This is a genomic window from Pseudomonas triclosanedens (genome assembly GCF_026686735.1).
In the GTDB taxonomy this organism is placed as follows: Bacteria; Pseudomonadota; Gammaproteobacteria; order Pseudomonadales; family Pseudomonadaceae; genus Pseudomonas; species Pseudomonas triclosanedens.
Genome location: NZ_CP113432.1, coordinates 1,630,929 through 1,644,524 on the forward strand (window position 1 = coordinate 1,630,929; position 13,596 = coordinate 1,644,524).

12 protein-coding genes are annotated in these 13,596 nt (G+C 66.2%); 10 read left to right on the forward strand and 2 right to left on the reverse strand.

The features are described 5' to 3' along the window. Positions 1-94: 94 nt before the first annotated feature. Together OU419_RS07705 and OU419_RS07710 are read left to right on the forward strand one after the other, a co-directional pair. Complete coding sequence (locus tag OU419_RS07705) at positions 95-397, forward strand: DUF1145 domain-containing protein (RefSeq protein WP_254471597.1); 303 nt, start codon at positions 95-97, stop codon at positions 395-397. Continuing rightward, positions 390-1,154, forward strand: coding sequence for a collagen-like protein (locus tag OU419_RS07710; protein ID WP_254471596.1), 765 nt, complete (start codon positions 390-392; stop codon positions 1,152-1,154). The genes OU419_RS07705 and OU419_RS07710 overlap by 8 nt, the downstream gene beginning before the upstream one ends. Positions 1,155-1,205: 51 nt before the next feature. Here the strand turns inward: OU419_RS07710 and OU419_RS07715 are convergent, their stop codons facing one another. Continuing rightward, complete coding sequence (locus OU419_RS07715) at positions 1,206-1,670, reverse strand: CopD family protein (protein ID WP_254471595.1); 465 nt, start codon at positions 1,668-1,670, stop codon at positions 1,206-1,208. A 383-nt stretch (positions 1,671-2,053) separates the two neighbouring features. Between OU419_RS07715 and dinG the strand changes: the two genes are divergently transcribed. The 7 genes from dinG (at position 2,054) to OU419_RS07750 (ending at position 12,555) form a co-directional block, all read left to right on the forward strand. After that, on the forward strand, positions 2,054-4,198 hold the full coding sequence (gene dinG / locus OU419_RS07720; protein ID WP_254471594.1) for an ATP-dependent DNA helicase DinG: 2,145 nt from the start codon (positions 2,054-2,056) through the stop codon (positions 4,196-4,198). A 220-nt stretch (positions 4,199-4,418) separates the two neighbouring features. Further along, positions 4,419-6,701 carry a beta-galactosidase gene (locus OU419_RS07725; RefSeq protein ID WP_254471593.1) on the forward strand — a complete coding sequence of 761 codons (2,283 nt, stop codon included), beginning with the start codon at positions 4,419-4,421 and terminating at the stop codon, positions 6,699-6,701. Positions 6,702-6,813: 112 nt separating this feature from the next. After that, the gene (locus tag OU419_RS07730; protein ID WP_254471592.1) at positions 6,814-7,959 is read left to right on the forward strand and encodes a serine hydrolase domain-containing protein; all 1,146 of its coding nucleotides are present in this window, start codon (positions 6,814-6,816) and stop codon (positions 7,957-7,959) included. Positions 7,960-8,203: 244 nt separating this feature from the next. Next, entirely contained in the window at positions 8,204-8,977 is a 774-nt protein-coding gene (locus OU419_RS07735) for an OmpA family protein (RefSeq protein ID WP_254471591.1), read from the forward strand. Positions 8,978-9,108: 131 nt separating this feature from the next. Next, complete coding sequence (gene pdxH, locus OU419_RS07740) at positions 9,109-9,756, forward strand: pyridoxamine 5'-phosphate oxidase (RefSeq protein WP_254471590.1); 648 nt, start codon at positions 9,109-9,111, stop codon at positions 9,754-9,756. 245 nt (positions 9,757-10,001) lie between these two features. After that, complete coding sequence (locus OU419_RS07745) at positions 10,002-11,360, forward strand: GntP family permease (protein ID WP_254471589.1); 1,359 nt, start codon at positions 10,002-10,004, stop codon at positions 11,358-11,360. 55 nt (positions 11,361-11,415) lie between these two features. After that, entirely contained in the window at positions 11,416-12,555 is a 1,140-nt protein-coding gene (locus tag OU419_RS07750; RefSeq protein ID WP_254471588.1) for a glycerate kinase, read from the forward strand. Here OU419_RS07750 and OU419_RS07755 read toward each other — a convergent pair. Continuing rightward, positions 12,540-12,776 carry a hypothetical protein gene (locus OU419_RS07755; RefSeq protein WP_254471587.1) on the reverse strand — a complete coding sequence of 79 codons (237 nt, stop codon included), beginning with the start codon at positions 12,774-12,776 and terminating at the stop codon, positions 12,540-12,542. The two genes, OU419_RS07750 and OU419_RS07755, sit on opposite strands and share 16 nt — an antisense overlap. A gap of 194 nt (positions 12,777-12,970) precedes the next feature. Here OU419_RS07755 and OU419_RS07760 point away from each other — a divergent pair, with 194 nt between their 5' ends. After that, complete coding sequence (locus OU419_RS07760; protein ID WP_015476213.1) at positions 12,971-13,435, forward strand: outer membrane lipoprotein; 465 nt, start codon at positions 12,971-12,973, stop codon at positions 13,433-13,435. Positions 13,436-13,596 lie beyond the last annotated feature (161 nt).

The following is a 13,596-nucleotide window of genomic DNA, read 5'->3' on the forward strand; positions in this document are numbered from 1 at the left end:
GGCCGGTTGGCCCCCTTTGTCATAGTGGCATGCCACTGGCATCGCTCCCGGCGGAAGGGTATGTTCCCCGGCAAAGAAAAAACGGGGGCATCTCATGAAAGCGTTGTTGGGCCTGGGCAAAGTGATTGCCCTGCTGTTCTGGCTGGCGGTGCTGGCCAACCTCATCCAGCCCTTTGCACATCCCTTCGGCACGCTGCTCAATGTGGCCGGCGCGCTGGTCCTGCTGATCCACATCATCGAGGCGCTGGCCCTGCGTGGCCGTCTGCGCGGCCGTCCGCATCCGGGGATTGATCGCCTGCAGATCCTGCTGTTTGGCGTCTTCCATTTCGCCACTCTGCCGCAGCCGGCGGCGGAGCAACCGGCAACCGCAAAAGTAGAAGGAGATACCCATGCGTAAGTCGTTGCTGGGCCTGGCGTTGCTCGCGCCATTGAGCTGTCTGGCGGCCGGCTCCGTCTCGGTCGAGCCCAACACGGTGCTGCGCCTGCCGGTGAAGGGCGACAGCCTGAGCCTGGACCGCATCAGCGTGGGTAGCGAGGGTGCACTGCTGATTCCGGCGCGCGTCAAGGAGCTGCGCATCGGCGAGCTGGACCTGGCGAAGAATGCCCGCCTGGGCGTTTTCCCCGGTACCGATACCCTGCGGATCGAAGTGCTGCATGGCAACCTGGCCGACGGCAGCGTGATCGCCGCCCAGGGTGGTTCGGGCAGCTTCAGCAAACCGGCCAGCGCAGGGCGCAGTCTGATTCTGCACCTGCAGGACGTGCAGGTGGAGAATCTGTTGGTGGATGTTCGCGGCGGTGTGGGGGCGCCGGGTTACGACGGCCTCGATGGCGGTAGCGCGCAGACCTCGGGCTGCCTTTGGGGCAGCGGCCGCTCCGCTGGCGATGGCCAGGATGGCGCCAACGGCCAGCCCGGCGCTGCGGGGGGGGTGGTACGTCTGGAAGTGCCCGAGCATTTCGACGTCCAGCGAGTCAAGGTTCGCCTGGAAGGCGGCGCCGGCGGGGCGGGCGGTAAACCCGGCAAGGCCGGTGCTCGCAGCGGCGAGAAGGGCTGCTGGTTCTATTCGGTGGCGGGCGAGAAGCCTGGCGCGGAAGGCAAGGCCGGCACGGAGGGGCCGAAGGGCAGTGAAGGCCGTCTGGACGTGAAGCGCTTCTGAAGCGCCGTTCTCAAGTGCGGGCCCGCCCGGCAACCGGGCGGGCCATTGGATTTACCAGTGTGGACGTGCGGCGACGAAAGCCACCAGTGCCATGCCGATCAGCAGGTTGATGCCTACGGTGCGGCGGATCTTGCCCAGCGCGGCGCCGCCAGCCGGCCAGTCCTGCGCGTCCACCGCGCGGCGCAGTTCCGGCAGTTGCAGTGCCTGGATGCGCACGAACAGCGCCAGCATCGCCACATACAAGCCCATCATTACCTGGACATAACGCGGTGCGGCGGCCATACCGCTGTAGCTCAGGTGCATCATGCCCATGCCGGTTACCGGCAGCAGCACCACCGCCGCCCAAACCCAGCGGAAGAAACGCGGGAACACTTCCAGCCAGAGCTTCAGTCTTGCCGGTGGCTCCAGCGCTGCGACGGCCGCCGGGCGCAGCACCATCCAGGCGAAGAACATCCCGCCGACCCAGACCAGGGCGGCCAGGACGTGCAGGGCATAGACGGGGGCAAAGGGTGTCATTCGGACGATCTCCGCTGGTGATTGAATGCAAGCGCGCTATCATAGCCGCCCCGAAGGGTCTGTTGACGTTTCGTCGCGAGCCGCCTTGCCGCGACAAATGGCGCCAGGCGAGGCGCGGGATGCAGGCAATGGTCGTTCCCTTGGCAAGTCCCGGAACGCAGCATGGCGCCATTTGCCGCGCAGCCCGAGGGAAAGGCCATTTTTTGCGCGGCGCCGTGTTGCTCGTCGTTCGTCCGAATGACCAAACCTCTCTCCTCGCGCCTTGCCCCGCGCAAAAAGTGACGCCGTCGCGGCTGTGACGAAACGTCAACAGACCCCTATTACCAAAATTCATCCAGCATCCGGATGTGCCCGCACAGGCGCGTCCGGAGCCCGGGAAGTCCATGCTCAGCACCGAACTCAAGGCCACGATCCAGGGCGCCTACACGCGCTTCCTCGAGGCGAAGGAACTCAAGCCACGCTACGGCCAGCGTTTGATGATCGCCGAAGTGGCCAAGGTCCTCGGCACCATCGACAGCGACGAAGAAGGCCATCGTCTGGGCGATGCCGCGGTGGTCGCCGTCGAGGCGGGAACCGGTACTGGCAAGACCGTTGCCTACAGCCTCGCCGCCATCGCGTGCGCCAAGGCCGCCGGCAAGCGCCTGGTGATCGCCACCGCCACCGTCGCCCTGCAGGAGCAGATCGTCCACAAGGACCTGCCCGACCTGCTGCGCAACAGCGGCCTGTCCTTCAGCTTCGCCCTGGCCAAGGGGCGCGGGCGCTACATGTGCCTGTCCAAGCTCGATCACCTGCTGCAGGAAGGACAGGCGCAAAGCGCCACCGCGCAGTTGTTCGAGGAAGAGGGCTTCCGCATCGACGTGGACGAAACCTCCAGCAAGCTGTTCAACCAGATGATCGAGCGCCTGGCCGGCAACCGCTGGGATGGCGACCGTGATTCCTGGCCCGAGGCCATCGAGGACACGCAGTGGGCGCAGGTCACCACTGATCACAGCCAGTGCACCAATCGCCATTGTCCGAACTTCCAGCAATGTGCCTTCTACAAGGCACGCGAGGGCATGACCAAGGTCGACGTGATCGTCACCAACCATGACCTGGTGCTGGCCGACCTCGCCCTGGGTGGCGGCGCGATCCTGCCCGACCCGCGCGATACCATCTACGTGTTCGACGAAGGCCATCACCTGCCGGACAAGGCGATCGGCCACTTCGCCCACTTCACCCGTCTGCATGCCACCGCCGACTGGCTGGGCCAGGTGGAAAAGAACCTGACCAAGCTTCTGGCGCAGAACCCGCTGCCTGGCGACCTCGGCCGGCTGATCGAACAGGTGCCGGAACTGGCCCGCGACCTGCGCACCCACCAGCAGTTCATGTTCACCGCCTGCGAGGAAATCGGCGACTTCCGTGCCGGCGAAGACATGGAGGGCCGCGAGCGGCCACGCCATCGCTTCGAGGGAGGGGTGATCCCCGAGCACATCCGCGAGATGGGCATCGAGCTGAAGAAGGGCTTCTCCAGGCTCACCGATCTCTTTACCCGCCTGACCGAGCTGCTCAAGGAAGCCATGTCCGGGGAGGGCAGCGTCGGTATCGCCAGCCACCAGGCCGAGGAATGGTATCCGCTGTTCGGCAGCCTGCTGGCGCGTGCCCAGGGCAACTGGGAGCTGTGGACCGCCTTCACCTGCGAAGACCCGCAAGACAGCCCGCCGATGGCGCGCTGGCTGACCCTCGCCGAGAGCGGCAGCTACTACGACATCGAAGCCAACGCCAGCCCGATCCTCGCCGCCGAGGCCTTGCGCCGCAACCTGTGGAACGTCGCCTACGGCGTACTGGTGACATCCGCGACCCTCACCGCGCTGGGCACCTTCGACCGCTACCGGATGCGCGCTGGCTTGCCGCGCGCGGCAGTGACCGCCGTGGTGCCGAGCCCCTTCCACCATGCCGATGCCGGCGTGCTGCGTGTGCCGGATCTCAAGGCCGACCCCCGCGATGCGGCAGCGCACACCGCCGCCATCGTCCGCGAGTTGCCGGCGATGCTCGAAGGTGCGCGTGGCTCGCTGGTGCTGTTCGCTTCGCGCAAACAGATGCAGGAGGTATTCGACGGCCTGGAGCGGGACTGGCGCAAGCGCGTGCTGATCCAGGGCAACCTGTCCAAGCAGGAGACTCTGAACAAGCACAAATCCCGCGTGGACGATGGTGAAACCAGCGTGCTGTTCGGCCTGGCCAGTTTCGCCGAGGGTGTCGACCTGCCGGGTGCCTACTGCGAGCACGTGGTGATTGCCAAGATTCCCTTCGCCGTGCCGGACGACCCGGTGGAAGCGGCGCTCTCGGAGTGGATCGAGGCGCGCGGCGGCAATCCGTTCATGGAGATCGCCGTGCCGGACGCTTCGCTGCGACTGGTGCAGGCCTGTGGGCGCCTGCTGCGTACCGAGCAGGACAGGGGCACCATCAGCCTCTTGGATCGACGCGTAGTGACGCAGCGCTACGGCAAGGCCATCCTCAATGCGCTGCCCCCGTTCCGCCGTGAAATCGCATGATCGAATCCTGATCCGCCGTGCGTCGGTGTAACTGCGTCGGAAGCTGGCCCGGAGTACGTATTCACAGTGTATAAACTCCGCCCTCGAGCCAGCTTCCGCCGTGCTTTGCTCCAGCCTGCACGGCCCCGGCTCGCAAGAGGCCCGGGCGCCGGGCGGGCAAACCTTCGTGGTTGAATTCAGCGTTCGCCTCGCGGCGAGCGTGCAGTAAGGACGAGGACACATGATCGCTTCGCGTTGGCATCTGCCGCTGCTGCTCAGTCTGGCCATCGCCAGTACCCCGGCCGTTGCGGCTGGCAGCAATGACACCCTGTTCAACTTCGTCAAGCCGATGGCGGTGGTCAGCATTTCCACGCAGAACGCCGACCTGCCCAGCGCCACGGCCGAGGCCACGCCCGAGGGCGAAATCCTCCGACGGGTGAACTTCAATCCCGCGCCGCAACCGACCTTGCGCCTGGCACCCGCCAGCGGTAGCTGGGATTGGTCCCAGGCCGACAGCATGAGCCTGCGCATCCAGAACGCGATGGGTTGGGCGATCACCCTGGAAGTCGAGATCGAAGGCGTGGGCGGCGCGCCGGGCCTGCATGCGAGTATCGCGTTGCCGCCAGGCCCGGCGCAGACCCTGCTGGTTCCGCTGCGGGCGACCGCGCCGGAAAACTTCGGTATGCGCGCCGGCGTGCCGATGCCGGTGATGCTGGATGGGCAGCGTCTGCTGCTGGCCGCCAAGGTGACGGGTGAGTTGAATCGCAGCCAGGTTGGCGCGGTGAAGATCTACCTGAATGCACCCAAGGCGGCGCAGGACATACTCGTCGGCCGCTTCGGCACCTACGCCGGTGGCGATGAGTGGCACAAGGCGTACACCGGTATCGTCGATGGTTTCGGCCAGGCCAGTCGGGGCGATTGGCCGGAGAAGGTGAAGAGTGCCGAGCAATTGGCCAGCGCCTGGAAGGCCGAAGGCGAACAACTGAAGAAATGGCAGCCGGAGCCCGGTCGCGACGCATTCGGCGGTCTGCTGGACGGCCCTGCCTTCGAGAGTACCGGCTTCTTCCGCACCGAAAAACGCAATGGCCGCTGGTGGCTGGTGACTCCAGAAGGCCATTCGTTCTGGTCGCTGGGCGTCAACGCGGTGAATGCCGACAGTAGCCAAACCTACGTCGAAGGCCGCGAATACATGTTCTCCAGTCTGCCGAAGGAAGGCGATCCGCTGGCTGCCTTCTACGGCCAGCGAGACGACCGTAGCGGTGTGGGCGCCCAGCAGGGCCGCGCCTTCGGCAATGGCCGCTGGTATGACTTCTATGCCGCCAACCGCTTCCGCGCCGATGGCGGGCTGACCGGTGATGCCGCGGCCGCCGCCTGGCAGGAGCGCACCCTCCAGCGCCTCGGCGCCTGGGGCTTCAATACCCTCGGCGACTGGAGCGATCCGGCGTTCGCCGAGGTGCCGCGCATGCCCTATAGCGTGCCGTTGTCGATCAGTGGCGACTACGCCACCGTCAGCACTGGCTATGACTGGTGGGGCGCCATGCCCGACCCGTTCGATCCGCGCTTTGCGATGGCCGCCGAGCGCGCCATCGCCATCGCTGCCCGCGACCATCGCGAGGATGCCTGGCTGCTTGGCTACTACGCCGACAACGAACTCGCCTGGGCCGGTCGTGGCGACGATGCCCAGGCTCGCTACGCGCTGGCCTTCGGCGCGCTGAAGCTGTCCACCGACAGCCCGGCCAAGCGGGCGTTCATCAAACAATTGAAAGACAAGTACAAGGAGCACGAGGCGCTCGCCGAAGCCTGGGGCGTGCCCCTCGGCGCCTGGGAAGATATCGACGCGCCGGGCTACCAGGCGCCGCAGCCGGATGACGCGCATCCGGCGATTGCCGAAGACTACAGCGCCTTCCTGCGGCTGTACGCCGACCAGTACTTCAAGACGCTGAAGGACTCGCTGAAGTGGCATGCACCGAACCACCTGTTGCTCGGTCCGCGTTTCGCCGTGAGCACGCCGGAGGCGCTGGCATCCTGCGCCCAGTACTGCGACGTTCTGAGCTTCAACCTCTATGTGCCGCTGCCGCAGCAGGGCTTCGACGCCGACTACGTGCGCAGCCTGGACAAGCCGGTGCTGATCACCGAGTTCCACTTCGGCTCCCGCGACCGTGGCCCTTTCTGGGGAGGCGTCGCCGAGGTCTACAACGAGCAGCAGCGCGGCGAAGCCTACCAGCGCTTCCTGGCCGAAGCGGCGAAGCAGCCGAACATCGTCGGCGCGCACTGGTTCCAGTATCTCGACCAGCCGGTAACCGGCCGCCTGCTCGATGGCGAGAACGGCCATATCGGCCTGGTGGGGATCACCGACCTGCCGTTCACCGGCTTCGTCGAGGCAGTGCGCAAGGCCAACCTGCAGACGCGCAAGGTCATCGATGATCAGGCGCGGGCGGCGGCGAAGGCGCCTCCGGAGCCCGAACCCAATCCCGCGCCTTCCGACGACGATGGCAACGACGAGGAGCAGGCCGACAGTCAATGACACGGCATTCGTCTGTTCGATACCCGTCTTAAGCGGGGTTCACAGGGGCGGGGCGCGCTGGAAGAATGGCCGCTCCGCCCCTTCGTTTTCGGTCCACCCACTGGAGATACCGATGACCCTGCACGGCCATTGCGATAACCGCTTCACCCCTGTTGCCGACGCCTTCAGCGCGCTGTTCGAGAATCCGCAGGAACGCGGTGCTGCGCTCTGCATCGAGGTGGGTGGCGAGAGGGTGGTCGACCTCTGGGCCGGCAGCGCGGGCAAGGAGCCGGGGCAGGACTGGCAGGTCGATACGCTGCTCAACCTGTTCTCCTGCACCAAGACCTTCGCCGCCGTTGCTGCGCTGCAATTGGTGGGGGAGGGCAAGCTCGACCTCGATGCGCCAGTGGCGCGCTACTGGCCGGAGTTCGGCCAGGCTGGCAAGCAGGACATCAGCGTGCGCCAGTTGCTTTGCCATCGCGCCGGCCTGCCGGCGATCCACGAGCAGTTGGCGCCTGAAGCGCTGTACGACTGGCCGACCATGACCGCCGCGCTCGCCGCCGAGACACCCTGGTGGACCCCCGGCGCGGAGCACGGCTACGCACCGATCACCTATGGCTGGCTGGTGGGGGAAGTGATCCGCCGCGTGGATGGCCGTGAACCGGGCGACGCCATCGTCGCGCGCACCGCCGCGCCGCTCGGCCTGGACTTCCACATCGGCCTGGATGACGACGAGTTTTACCGTGTGGCGCACATCGCCCGCGGCAAGGGCAATCTGGGCGACGCTGCGGCGCAGCGCCTGCTCAGGACCATGATGACCGAGCCGGCGGCGCTCTCTACCCGCGCTTTCACCAATCCGCCGTCGATACTCACCAGTACCAACAAGCCCGAATGGCGGCGCATGCAGCAGCCTGCGGCGAACGGTCACGGCAACGCGCGTTCGCTGGCGGGATTCTACAGTGGCCTGCTGCAAGGGCGGCTGCTCGACGAGGTGCTGCTCGCCGAGCTGACCCGCGAGCACGCGCTGGGTGAAGATCGAACTTTGTTGACTTGCACCCGTTTCGGGCTCGGGACCATGCTTGACCAGCCCGAAGTGGCCAACGCCACCTACGGTCTCGGCCCGCAGGCGTTTGGCCATCCGGGGGCTGGCGGCTCCATCGGCTTCGCCGATCCCGAGCGCGAGCTGGCTTTCGGTTTTGTCACCAACACCTTGGGTCCGTATGTGCTGATGGACCCTCGCGCGCAGAAACTGGCGCGTGTCGTCGGCGACTGCCTGTAACGACGGGCGGGAGGAACCTTCCTCCCGCGAAGCCTTCGAATAGGCGTTCCGTACGGCCTCCGCGCTCCTTCCTTGCGGCGGTCTTCCCAGCGGCGATGGAATGCACCGCTCGTCAGTTCGAGATTAAAATCTCGTTCCAACTGAGTAAGTTATGCTCAATTCTTAAGCTGATTGCTGAGGTTGCGGCACCGCTGCGCGCGCCTCGCACCCGTACCGTTTCCGTCCCGTTCGGTGGATCGCCCCCATGAGACTGCTCAAGACTTCGACTCTCGTCCTCTGCATCGGCCTTTCCGCCTGCAGCCAGTTCCAGGCCAAGGATCAGGAAAACACCGCCGCCGCGCCAGGCGCCGCCAGCAGCCATTGGTGGTGGCCGTTCGGTGCCGGCAACGAGGTTACCGCCGCTGCGCCTGCACCGGAGAAGAAGCCTGTCGAAGCGCCCAAGGTCGCCGAGGCTGGCAGCAAGCAGCCTGGCGGTCACTGGTGGTGGCCGTTCGGCGTGAGCGAGGGCAAGGCCGAGGCTGACAAGGCGACCAGGCCGCAGAACGTCCAGGTCAGCAAGGAGTGGCTGGACCAGCACGAGAAGACCCTGCGTGCCGCAGTGGCTGGCAGCAAGTTCACCGTCGAGCGCCGCGAAAACGCGCTGGTGCTGATCGCCCCGGTGGATGGCTCATTCAATCCTAAGCGCCCTGAGCTGCTGCTGCCGGTGACTCTCGGCCCGCTGGGCAACGTCGCCAAGATGCTGCAGAACGATCCGGAGAGTGGCGTGCTGGTGCTCGGTCACAGCGACAGCAGCGGCGACAAGACGATCAACGACAAGGTCAGCCTGCAACGCGCCCAGGCGGTATCGTCGATCTTCCGCCTCAGCGGCTTGGGCGCCGATCGCCTGCGCCTGAAGGGGGTCGGGTCAAGCCTGCCGCGCGCCGACAACGGCAGTGCCGAGGGGCGTGCGCTGAACCGCCGCGTGGAGGTGCTGCTGACCCAGCGCACCAGCCTGCTGGCGCTGGCGCAGAACAACTGATCCCCGCGCCGCGAACGGCGCACCTGTCGAGCGGCTGGCGGCATTCCGGGGCGGGATGTCGCTTGTCGTGGATCAAGCGCAAAGGCGCAACTCTGGATAAGCTAGGGGCTTCGTTTCGAAGGAGACTTTCGATGGCCCAGACACTGGCCGATATGCGGCGCGAATACACCCGTGACGGGTTGAGCGAAGCCCAGGCCCCGGCCGAACCGTTCGGCCTGTTTCACCAGTGGTTCGAGGAAGCGGTTAAGACCGAGCAGTTGCCGGTCGAGCCCAACGCGATGATGCTCGCCACCGTGGACGCCGACGGCCAGCCGCACTGTCGGGTACTCCTGCTCAAGGGCCTGGATGACCGAGGCTTCACCTTCTTCAGCAATTACGAAAGTGCCAAGGGGCAGCAACTGGGGGGCAACCCGCGCGCCGCCATGACCTTCTTCTGGCCGGCGCTGGAGCGCCAGGTTCGCATCGAGGGGCGGGTCGAGAAGGTTTCCGTGGAAGAATCCGCCGCCTACTACCGTGTGCGTCCGCTGGGCAGCCGCCTGGGCGCCTGGGCATCCCCGCAGAGCCGGGTGATCGATGGGCGTGGCGAGCTGGAACAATTGCTCGCGGATACCGAAAAGCGCTTCGCCGATTCAGCGCCGAGCTGTCCCGAATTCTGGGGCGGCTACCGGCTGATTCCCAGCCGCATCGAGTTCTGGCAGGGCCGCACGAGCCGCCTGCATGACCGTCTCAATTACCGCTTCGAGAACGGCGCCTGGGTCCGCGAGCGCCTCGCACCCTGAGCGATTCGGCGGGCGAGGCCGTCAGCCATCTTTCCAGGCGTCCGTTCCGGGCGTCCTTCCAATAGCCGGTGGGGCCGTGGCATCAAGCGACGCCCCGTCCCGGTAGATCCCAGGCACGGAAAGCCATTTCCCTTCGCTCGGATCAGCGTGCGCGTGCGGCACATCTAGCGACCCGGTAATGCACCTGGCCGATGGCAGCGGCTTGCCGTCGTCCTGGCGCGCCTTGCCTATCAGAGAGGTTAATCATGGGACTGGTTCTGATTCTCCTGGCACTGATTGCCTTCATCGTCCTCGCCACCACACGGCTCAAGCTGCATCCCTTCCTCGCCCTGCTGGCGGCTGCCTTCATCGCCGGCTTTGCCTACCAGGTACCCAGCCTGGAAATCGTCAAGACCATCACCGGCGGCTTCGGTGCGATCCTTGGCTACATCGGCATTGTGATCGTGCTGGGCACCATCATCGGCGTCATCCTGGAGCGTAGCGGCGCGGCCATCAGCATGGCCGAGTATGTGATCAGGTTGCTGGGGGAGCGATTCCCCACGCTGACCATGTCGATCATCGGTTACCTGGTGTCGATCCCGGTGTTCTGCGATTCCGGCTTCGTCATCCTCAATTCGCTGAAGAATGCCCTGGCGGCCCGCATGCGTGTGTCCAGCATCGCCATGAGCGTTGCTCTGGCCACCGGCTTGTACGCCACCCACACCTTTGTGCCGCCGACTCCCGGACCTATCGCCGCCGCGGGGAACCTCGGGCTGGAATCGAGCCTTGGCCTGGTGATCGCCGTCGGTCTGCTGGTGGCCTTCGTCACCGCGATGGCGGGCATGTGGTGGGCCAATCGTTACGTGGGGCGCGATGTGCCGCTGGAATCCGAAGGCCATGAGGAAGAGGAGGCGGTCGAATTCGCTGAGCTGCGGGCTCGTTACGGCCAATTGCCCGGTGCCGGGAAAGCCTTCGCGCCGATTCTGGTGCCGATCCTGTTGATCTGCCTCGGCTCGGTGGCGGTGTTCCCCAGCAAGCCGCTGGGCGATGGCGCGCTGTTCTCGGCCTTCAGCTTCCTCGGCCAGCCAGTGGTGGCTCTGCTGGTGGGCCTGGCGCTTTCGTGCACCCTGCTCAAGCCGGGGCAGCGTCGCGATGACTTCCAGGAGCGGGTCTCCGACGGTCTGCATGCTGCCGCGCCGATCCTGCTGATCACTGGTGCTGGCGGGGCATTCGGCGCCATGCTGAAAGTCACTCCGCTGGGCGATTACCTGGGCAGTACCCTGTCCAGCCTGGGCATCGGCCTGTTCATGCCCTTCATCGTGGCCGCCGCGCTGAAAACCGCCCAGGGCTCGACCACGGTGGCGCTGGTCACCACCTCGGCGCTGGTGGCGCCGTTGCTGGGCGATCTGGGGCTGGACAGCGAGATGGGGCGCATTCTGGTGGTCATGGCCATCGGCGCTGGCAGCATGACGGTGTCCCATGCCAACGACAGCTTCTTCTGGGTAGTCACGCGCTTCAGCCGGATGAGCGTCTCCACCGCGTACCGCGCGCAGACTGCGGCGACGCTGGTGCAGGGCGTGGCGGGAATGCTGACGGTATGGCTGCTGAGCCTGGTGCTGTTGTGAGGTGTCGGTGGGATGCTGCAGGATCAGCCGAAGACGTTGCTCGTGAGGTCGTTCGATGAAAGTTGTGATCGCTCCTGACTCCTTCAAGGAAAGCCTTTGCGCTCCGGATGCCGCGCAAGCCATCGCGCGTGGCTGGCTGCGTGCGCGGCCATCGGATGAACTCGTGCTGCGGCCGATGGCCGACGGCGGCGAGGGCACGGTGGATGCCGTGCTCGCCGCGCAGCCCGGAGAGCGGCGCGAATGCCGGGTCTGCGGTCCGCTCGGGCTGCCGGTGACCGCGCACTGGGGCTGGTTGAACGACGCGACGGCGGTGATCGAGATGGCCGCCGCCAGCGGTCTGCACTGGGTGCCTGAACGCAAGCGCGACGCGGCCCGCACTACCAGTCGTGGCACTGGCGAACTGTTGCGTGAGGCGCTGCAGGCCGGTGCCCGCAAGATCATTCTCGGGCTCGGTGGCAGCGCCACCAACGATGCCGGGCTGGGGCTGCTGCAGGCGCTGGGTGTGCGCTTCCTCGATGCCCAGGGGGCGGAGCTCGGTGATGGCGGGGCAGCTCTCGCCACGCTGGAGAGCATCGACCTGTCCGGGCTGGATCCACGCTTGAAGCAGGTAGAGATCGAAGTCGCCGCCGATGTGAACAATCCGTTGTGCGGTCCGCGCGGTGCGTCCGCGGTCTTCGGTCCGCAGAAGGGCGCCACTCCGGAGCAAGTGGAGCAACTGGATGAGGCACTGCGGCATTTCGCCGCTGTTGCCGCGAAAACCCTGGGCGAGGATCACAGCCTGTTCCCCGGCGTCGGTGCGGCGGGCGGGTTGGGCTTCGCCAGCCGCGCCTTCCTCAAGGCACGCTTCCGGCCGGGCATCGAGCTGGTCGCGGAGCTGTCCGGGCTGGAGGAGGCCATGCAGGGCGCCGCGCTGGCGATCACCGGCGAGGGGCGGCTGGATGGTCAGAGCCTGCACGGCAAGACGCCGGTTGGCGTGGCACGCCTCGCCAAACGCAACGGTGTGCCGCTGATAGCCCTTGCGGGCAGCCTGGGCGAAGGGCTGGCGGAGCTGCGTGAGGAAGGGATCGAGGCGGCGTTCAGCCTGGTGCCGGGGCCTGTCAGCCTGGCCCAGGCATGCGCGCAGGCCGCGCCGGAGCTGGAGAATCGCGCCGAGGCGCTGGCGCGATTCTGGTCCGTGGCTCAGGCTGCGCGGTAATCGTCCGCGGCTCGCTGGAGCCATTGCGGCAGGTCGCGGCGCTTGACGCGCTGCCGCTTGGCTTCTTCCAGGCGCTCCAGAATGTAGGTGCGCTTGGCGGGATCGTTGCCGGCCAGCGAGAGTGCGAGATCGCGGTCCATCCAGCGGCGAATGCGCCAGTAGATCCACCAGTGGAAGTACAGACCGGTGGCCGTGGTGACGACGATGATGAAGTAATCCATGAGCGCTCCTCGTGAGGGCGCCTACCGTAGCCGATCCGGCAATGCACATAAAGCTGAGCCAAGACAGGCGCATTCGTCGCATTTGGCTCAAACTGTATGCAAGCTGAACCGAGCGAGATTGTTGCCAGGCCTGGCGTGACAGCGGGGCTGTCGTCGGAGTCTAATATTCGTAGCCCTATCCGGAGGTTTCTTACATGCGTAAATCTGCCCTGTTCGCCGTGACGTTCGCTGCGCTGGCCCTGACCCTCGGTGGTTGCCAGTCCAGCCTGACTGGCGACACCTATACCCGCGAAGAAGCACGCACCGTGCAGAACGTTCGCATGGGTACCATCCAGGCCCTGCGGCCGGTCAAGATCGAAGGCACCAAGACGCCGATCGGCTCCGTTGCCGGCGCCGCAGTTGGCGGTATTGGCGGCAGCGCCATCGGGGGCGGCAAGGGGAGCTATGTCACCGCCATCATCGGCGCCGTGGCTGGCGGCCTGCTCGGTGCCGCTACCGAGGAAGGCCTGACCCGCACTCAGGGTGTGGAGATCACCGTTCGCGAGGACGACGGCAGCACCCGCGCCTACGTCCAGCAGGTCGACGAGGGCGCCGTGTTCCGAGTTGGCGAGCGTGTGCGCATCCTGACTGTCAACGGTACCAGCCGCGTCAGCCACTGACCGGTATCGACGGCTGCCGCGAGGCAGCCTTTCAGCGCGCGACCGCCGTTCTGGCCGTCGCGCGCTATCGTTTTCGGGGGAGCGATTCCCCTTGCGCGGCTTGCGGGAGGCGAGCTTCGCGGCCTGAATTTTAGTAATAGTTCAATTCATGACATGTAATC

Coding starts and splice junctions, on each gene's coding strand:
- OU419_RS07705 (WP_254471597.1), top strand. CDS start 95: ATGAAAGCGTTGTTGGGCCTGGGCAAAGTGATTGCCCTGCTGTTCTGG.
- OU419_RS07710 (WP_254471596.1), top strand. CDS start 390: ATGCGTAAGTCGTTGCTGGGCCTGGCGTTGCTCGCGCCATTGAGCTGT.
- OU419_RS07715 (WP_254471595.1), bottom strand. CDS start 1,670: ATGACACCCTTTGCCCCCGTCTATGCCCTGCACGTCCTGGCCGCCCTG.
- dinG (WP_254471594.1), top strand. CDS start 2,054: ATGCTCAGCACCGAACTCAAGGCCACGATCCAGGGCGCCTACACGCGC.
- OU419_RS07725 (WP_254471593.1), top strand. CDS start 4,419: ATGATCGCTTCGCGTTGGCATCTGCCGCTGCTGCTCAGTCTGGCCATC.
- OU419_RS07730 (WP_254471592.1), top strand. CDS start 6,814: ATGACCCTGCACGGCCATTGCGATAACCGCTTCACCCCTGTTGCCGAC.
- OU419_RS07735 (WP_254471591.1), top strand. CDS start 8,204: ATGAGACTGCTCAAGACTTCGACTCTCGTCCTCTGCATCGGCCTTTCC.
- pdxH (WP_254471590.1), top strand. CDS start 9,109: ATGGCCCAGACACTGGCCGATATGCGGCGCGAATACACCCGTGACGGG.
- OU419_RS07745 (WP_254471589.1), top strand. CDS start 10,002: ATGGGACTGGTTCTGATTCTCCTGGCACTGATTGCCTTCATCGTCCTC.
- OU419_RS07750 (WP_254471588.1), top strand. CDS start 11,416: ATGAAAGTTGTGATCGCTCCTGACTCCTTCAAGGAAAGCCTTTGCGCT.
- OU419_RS07755 (WP_254471587.1), bottom strand. CDS start 12,776: ATGGATTACTTCATCATCGTCGTCACCACGGCCACCGGTCTGTACTTC.
- OU419_RS07760 (WP_015476213.1), top strand. CDS start 12,971: ATGCGTAAATCTGCCCTGTTCGCCGTGACGTTCGCTGCGCTGGCCCTG.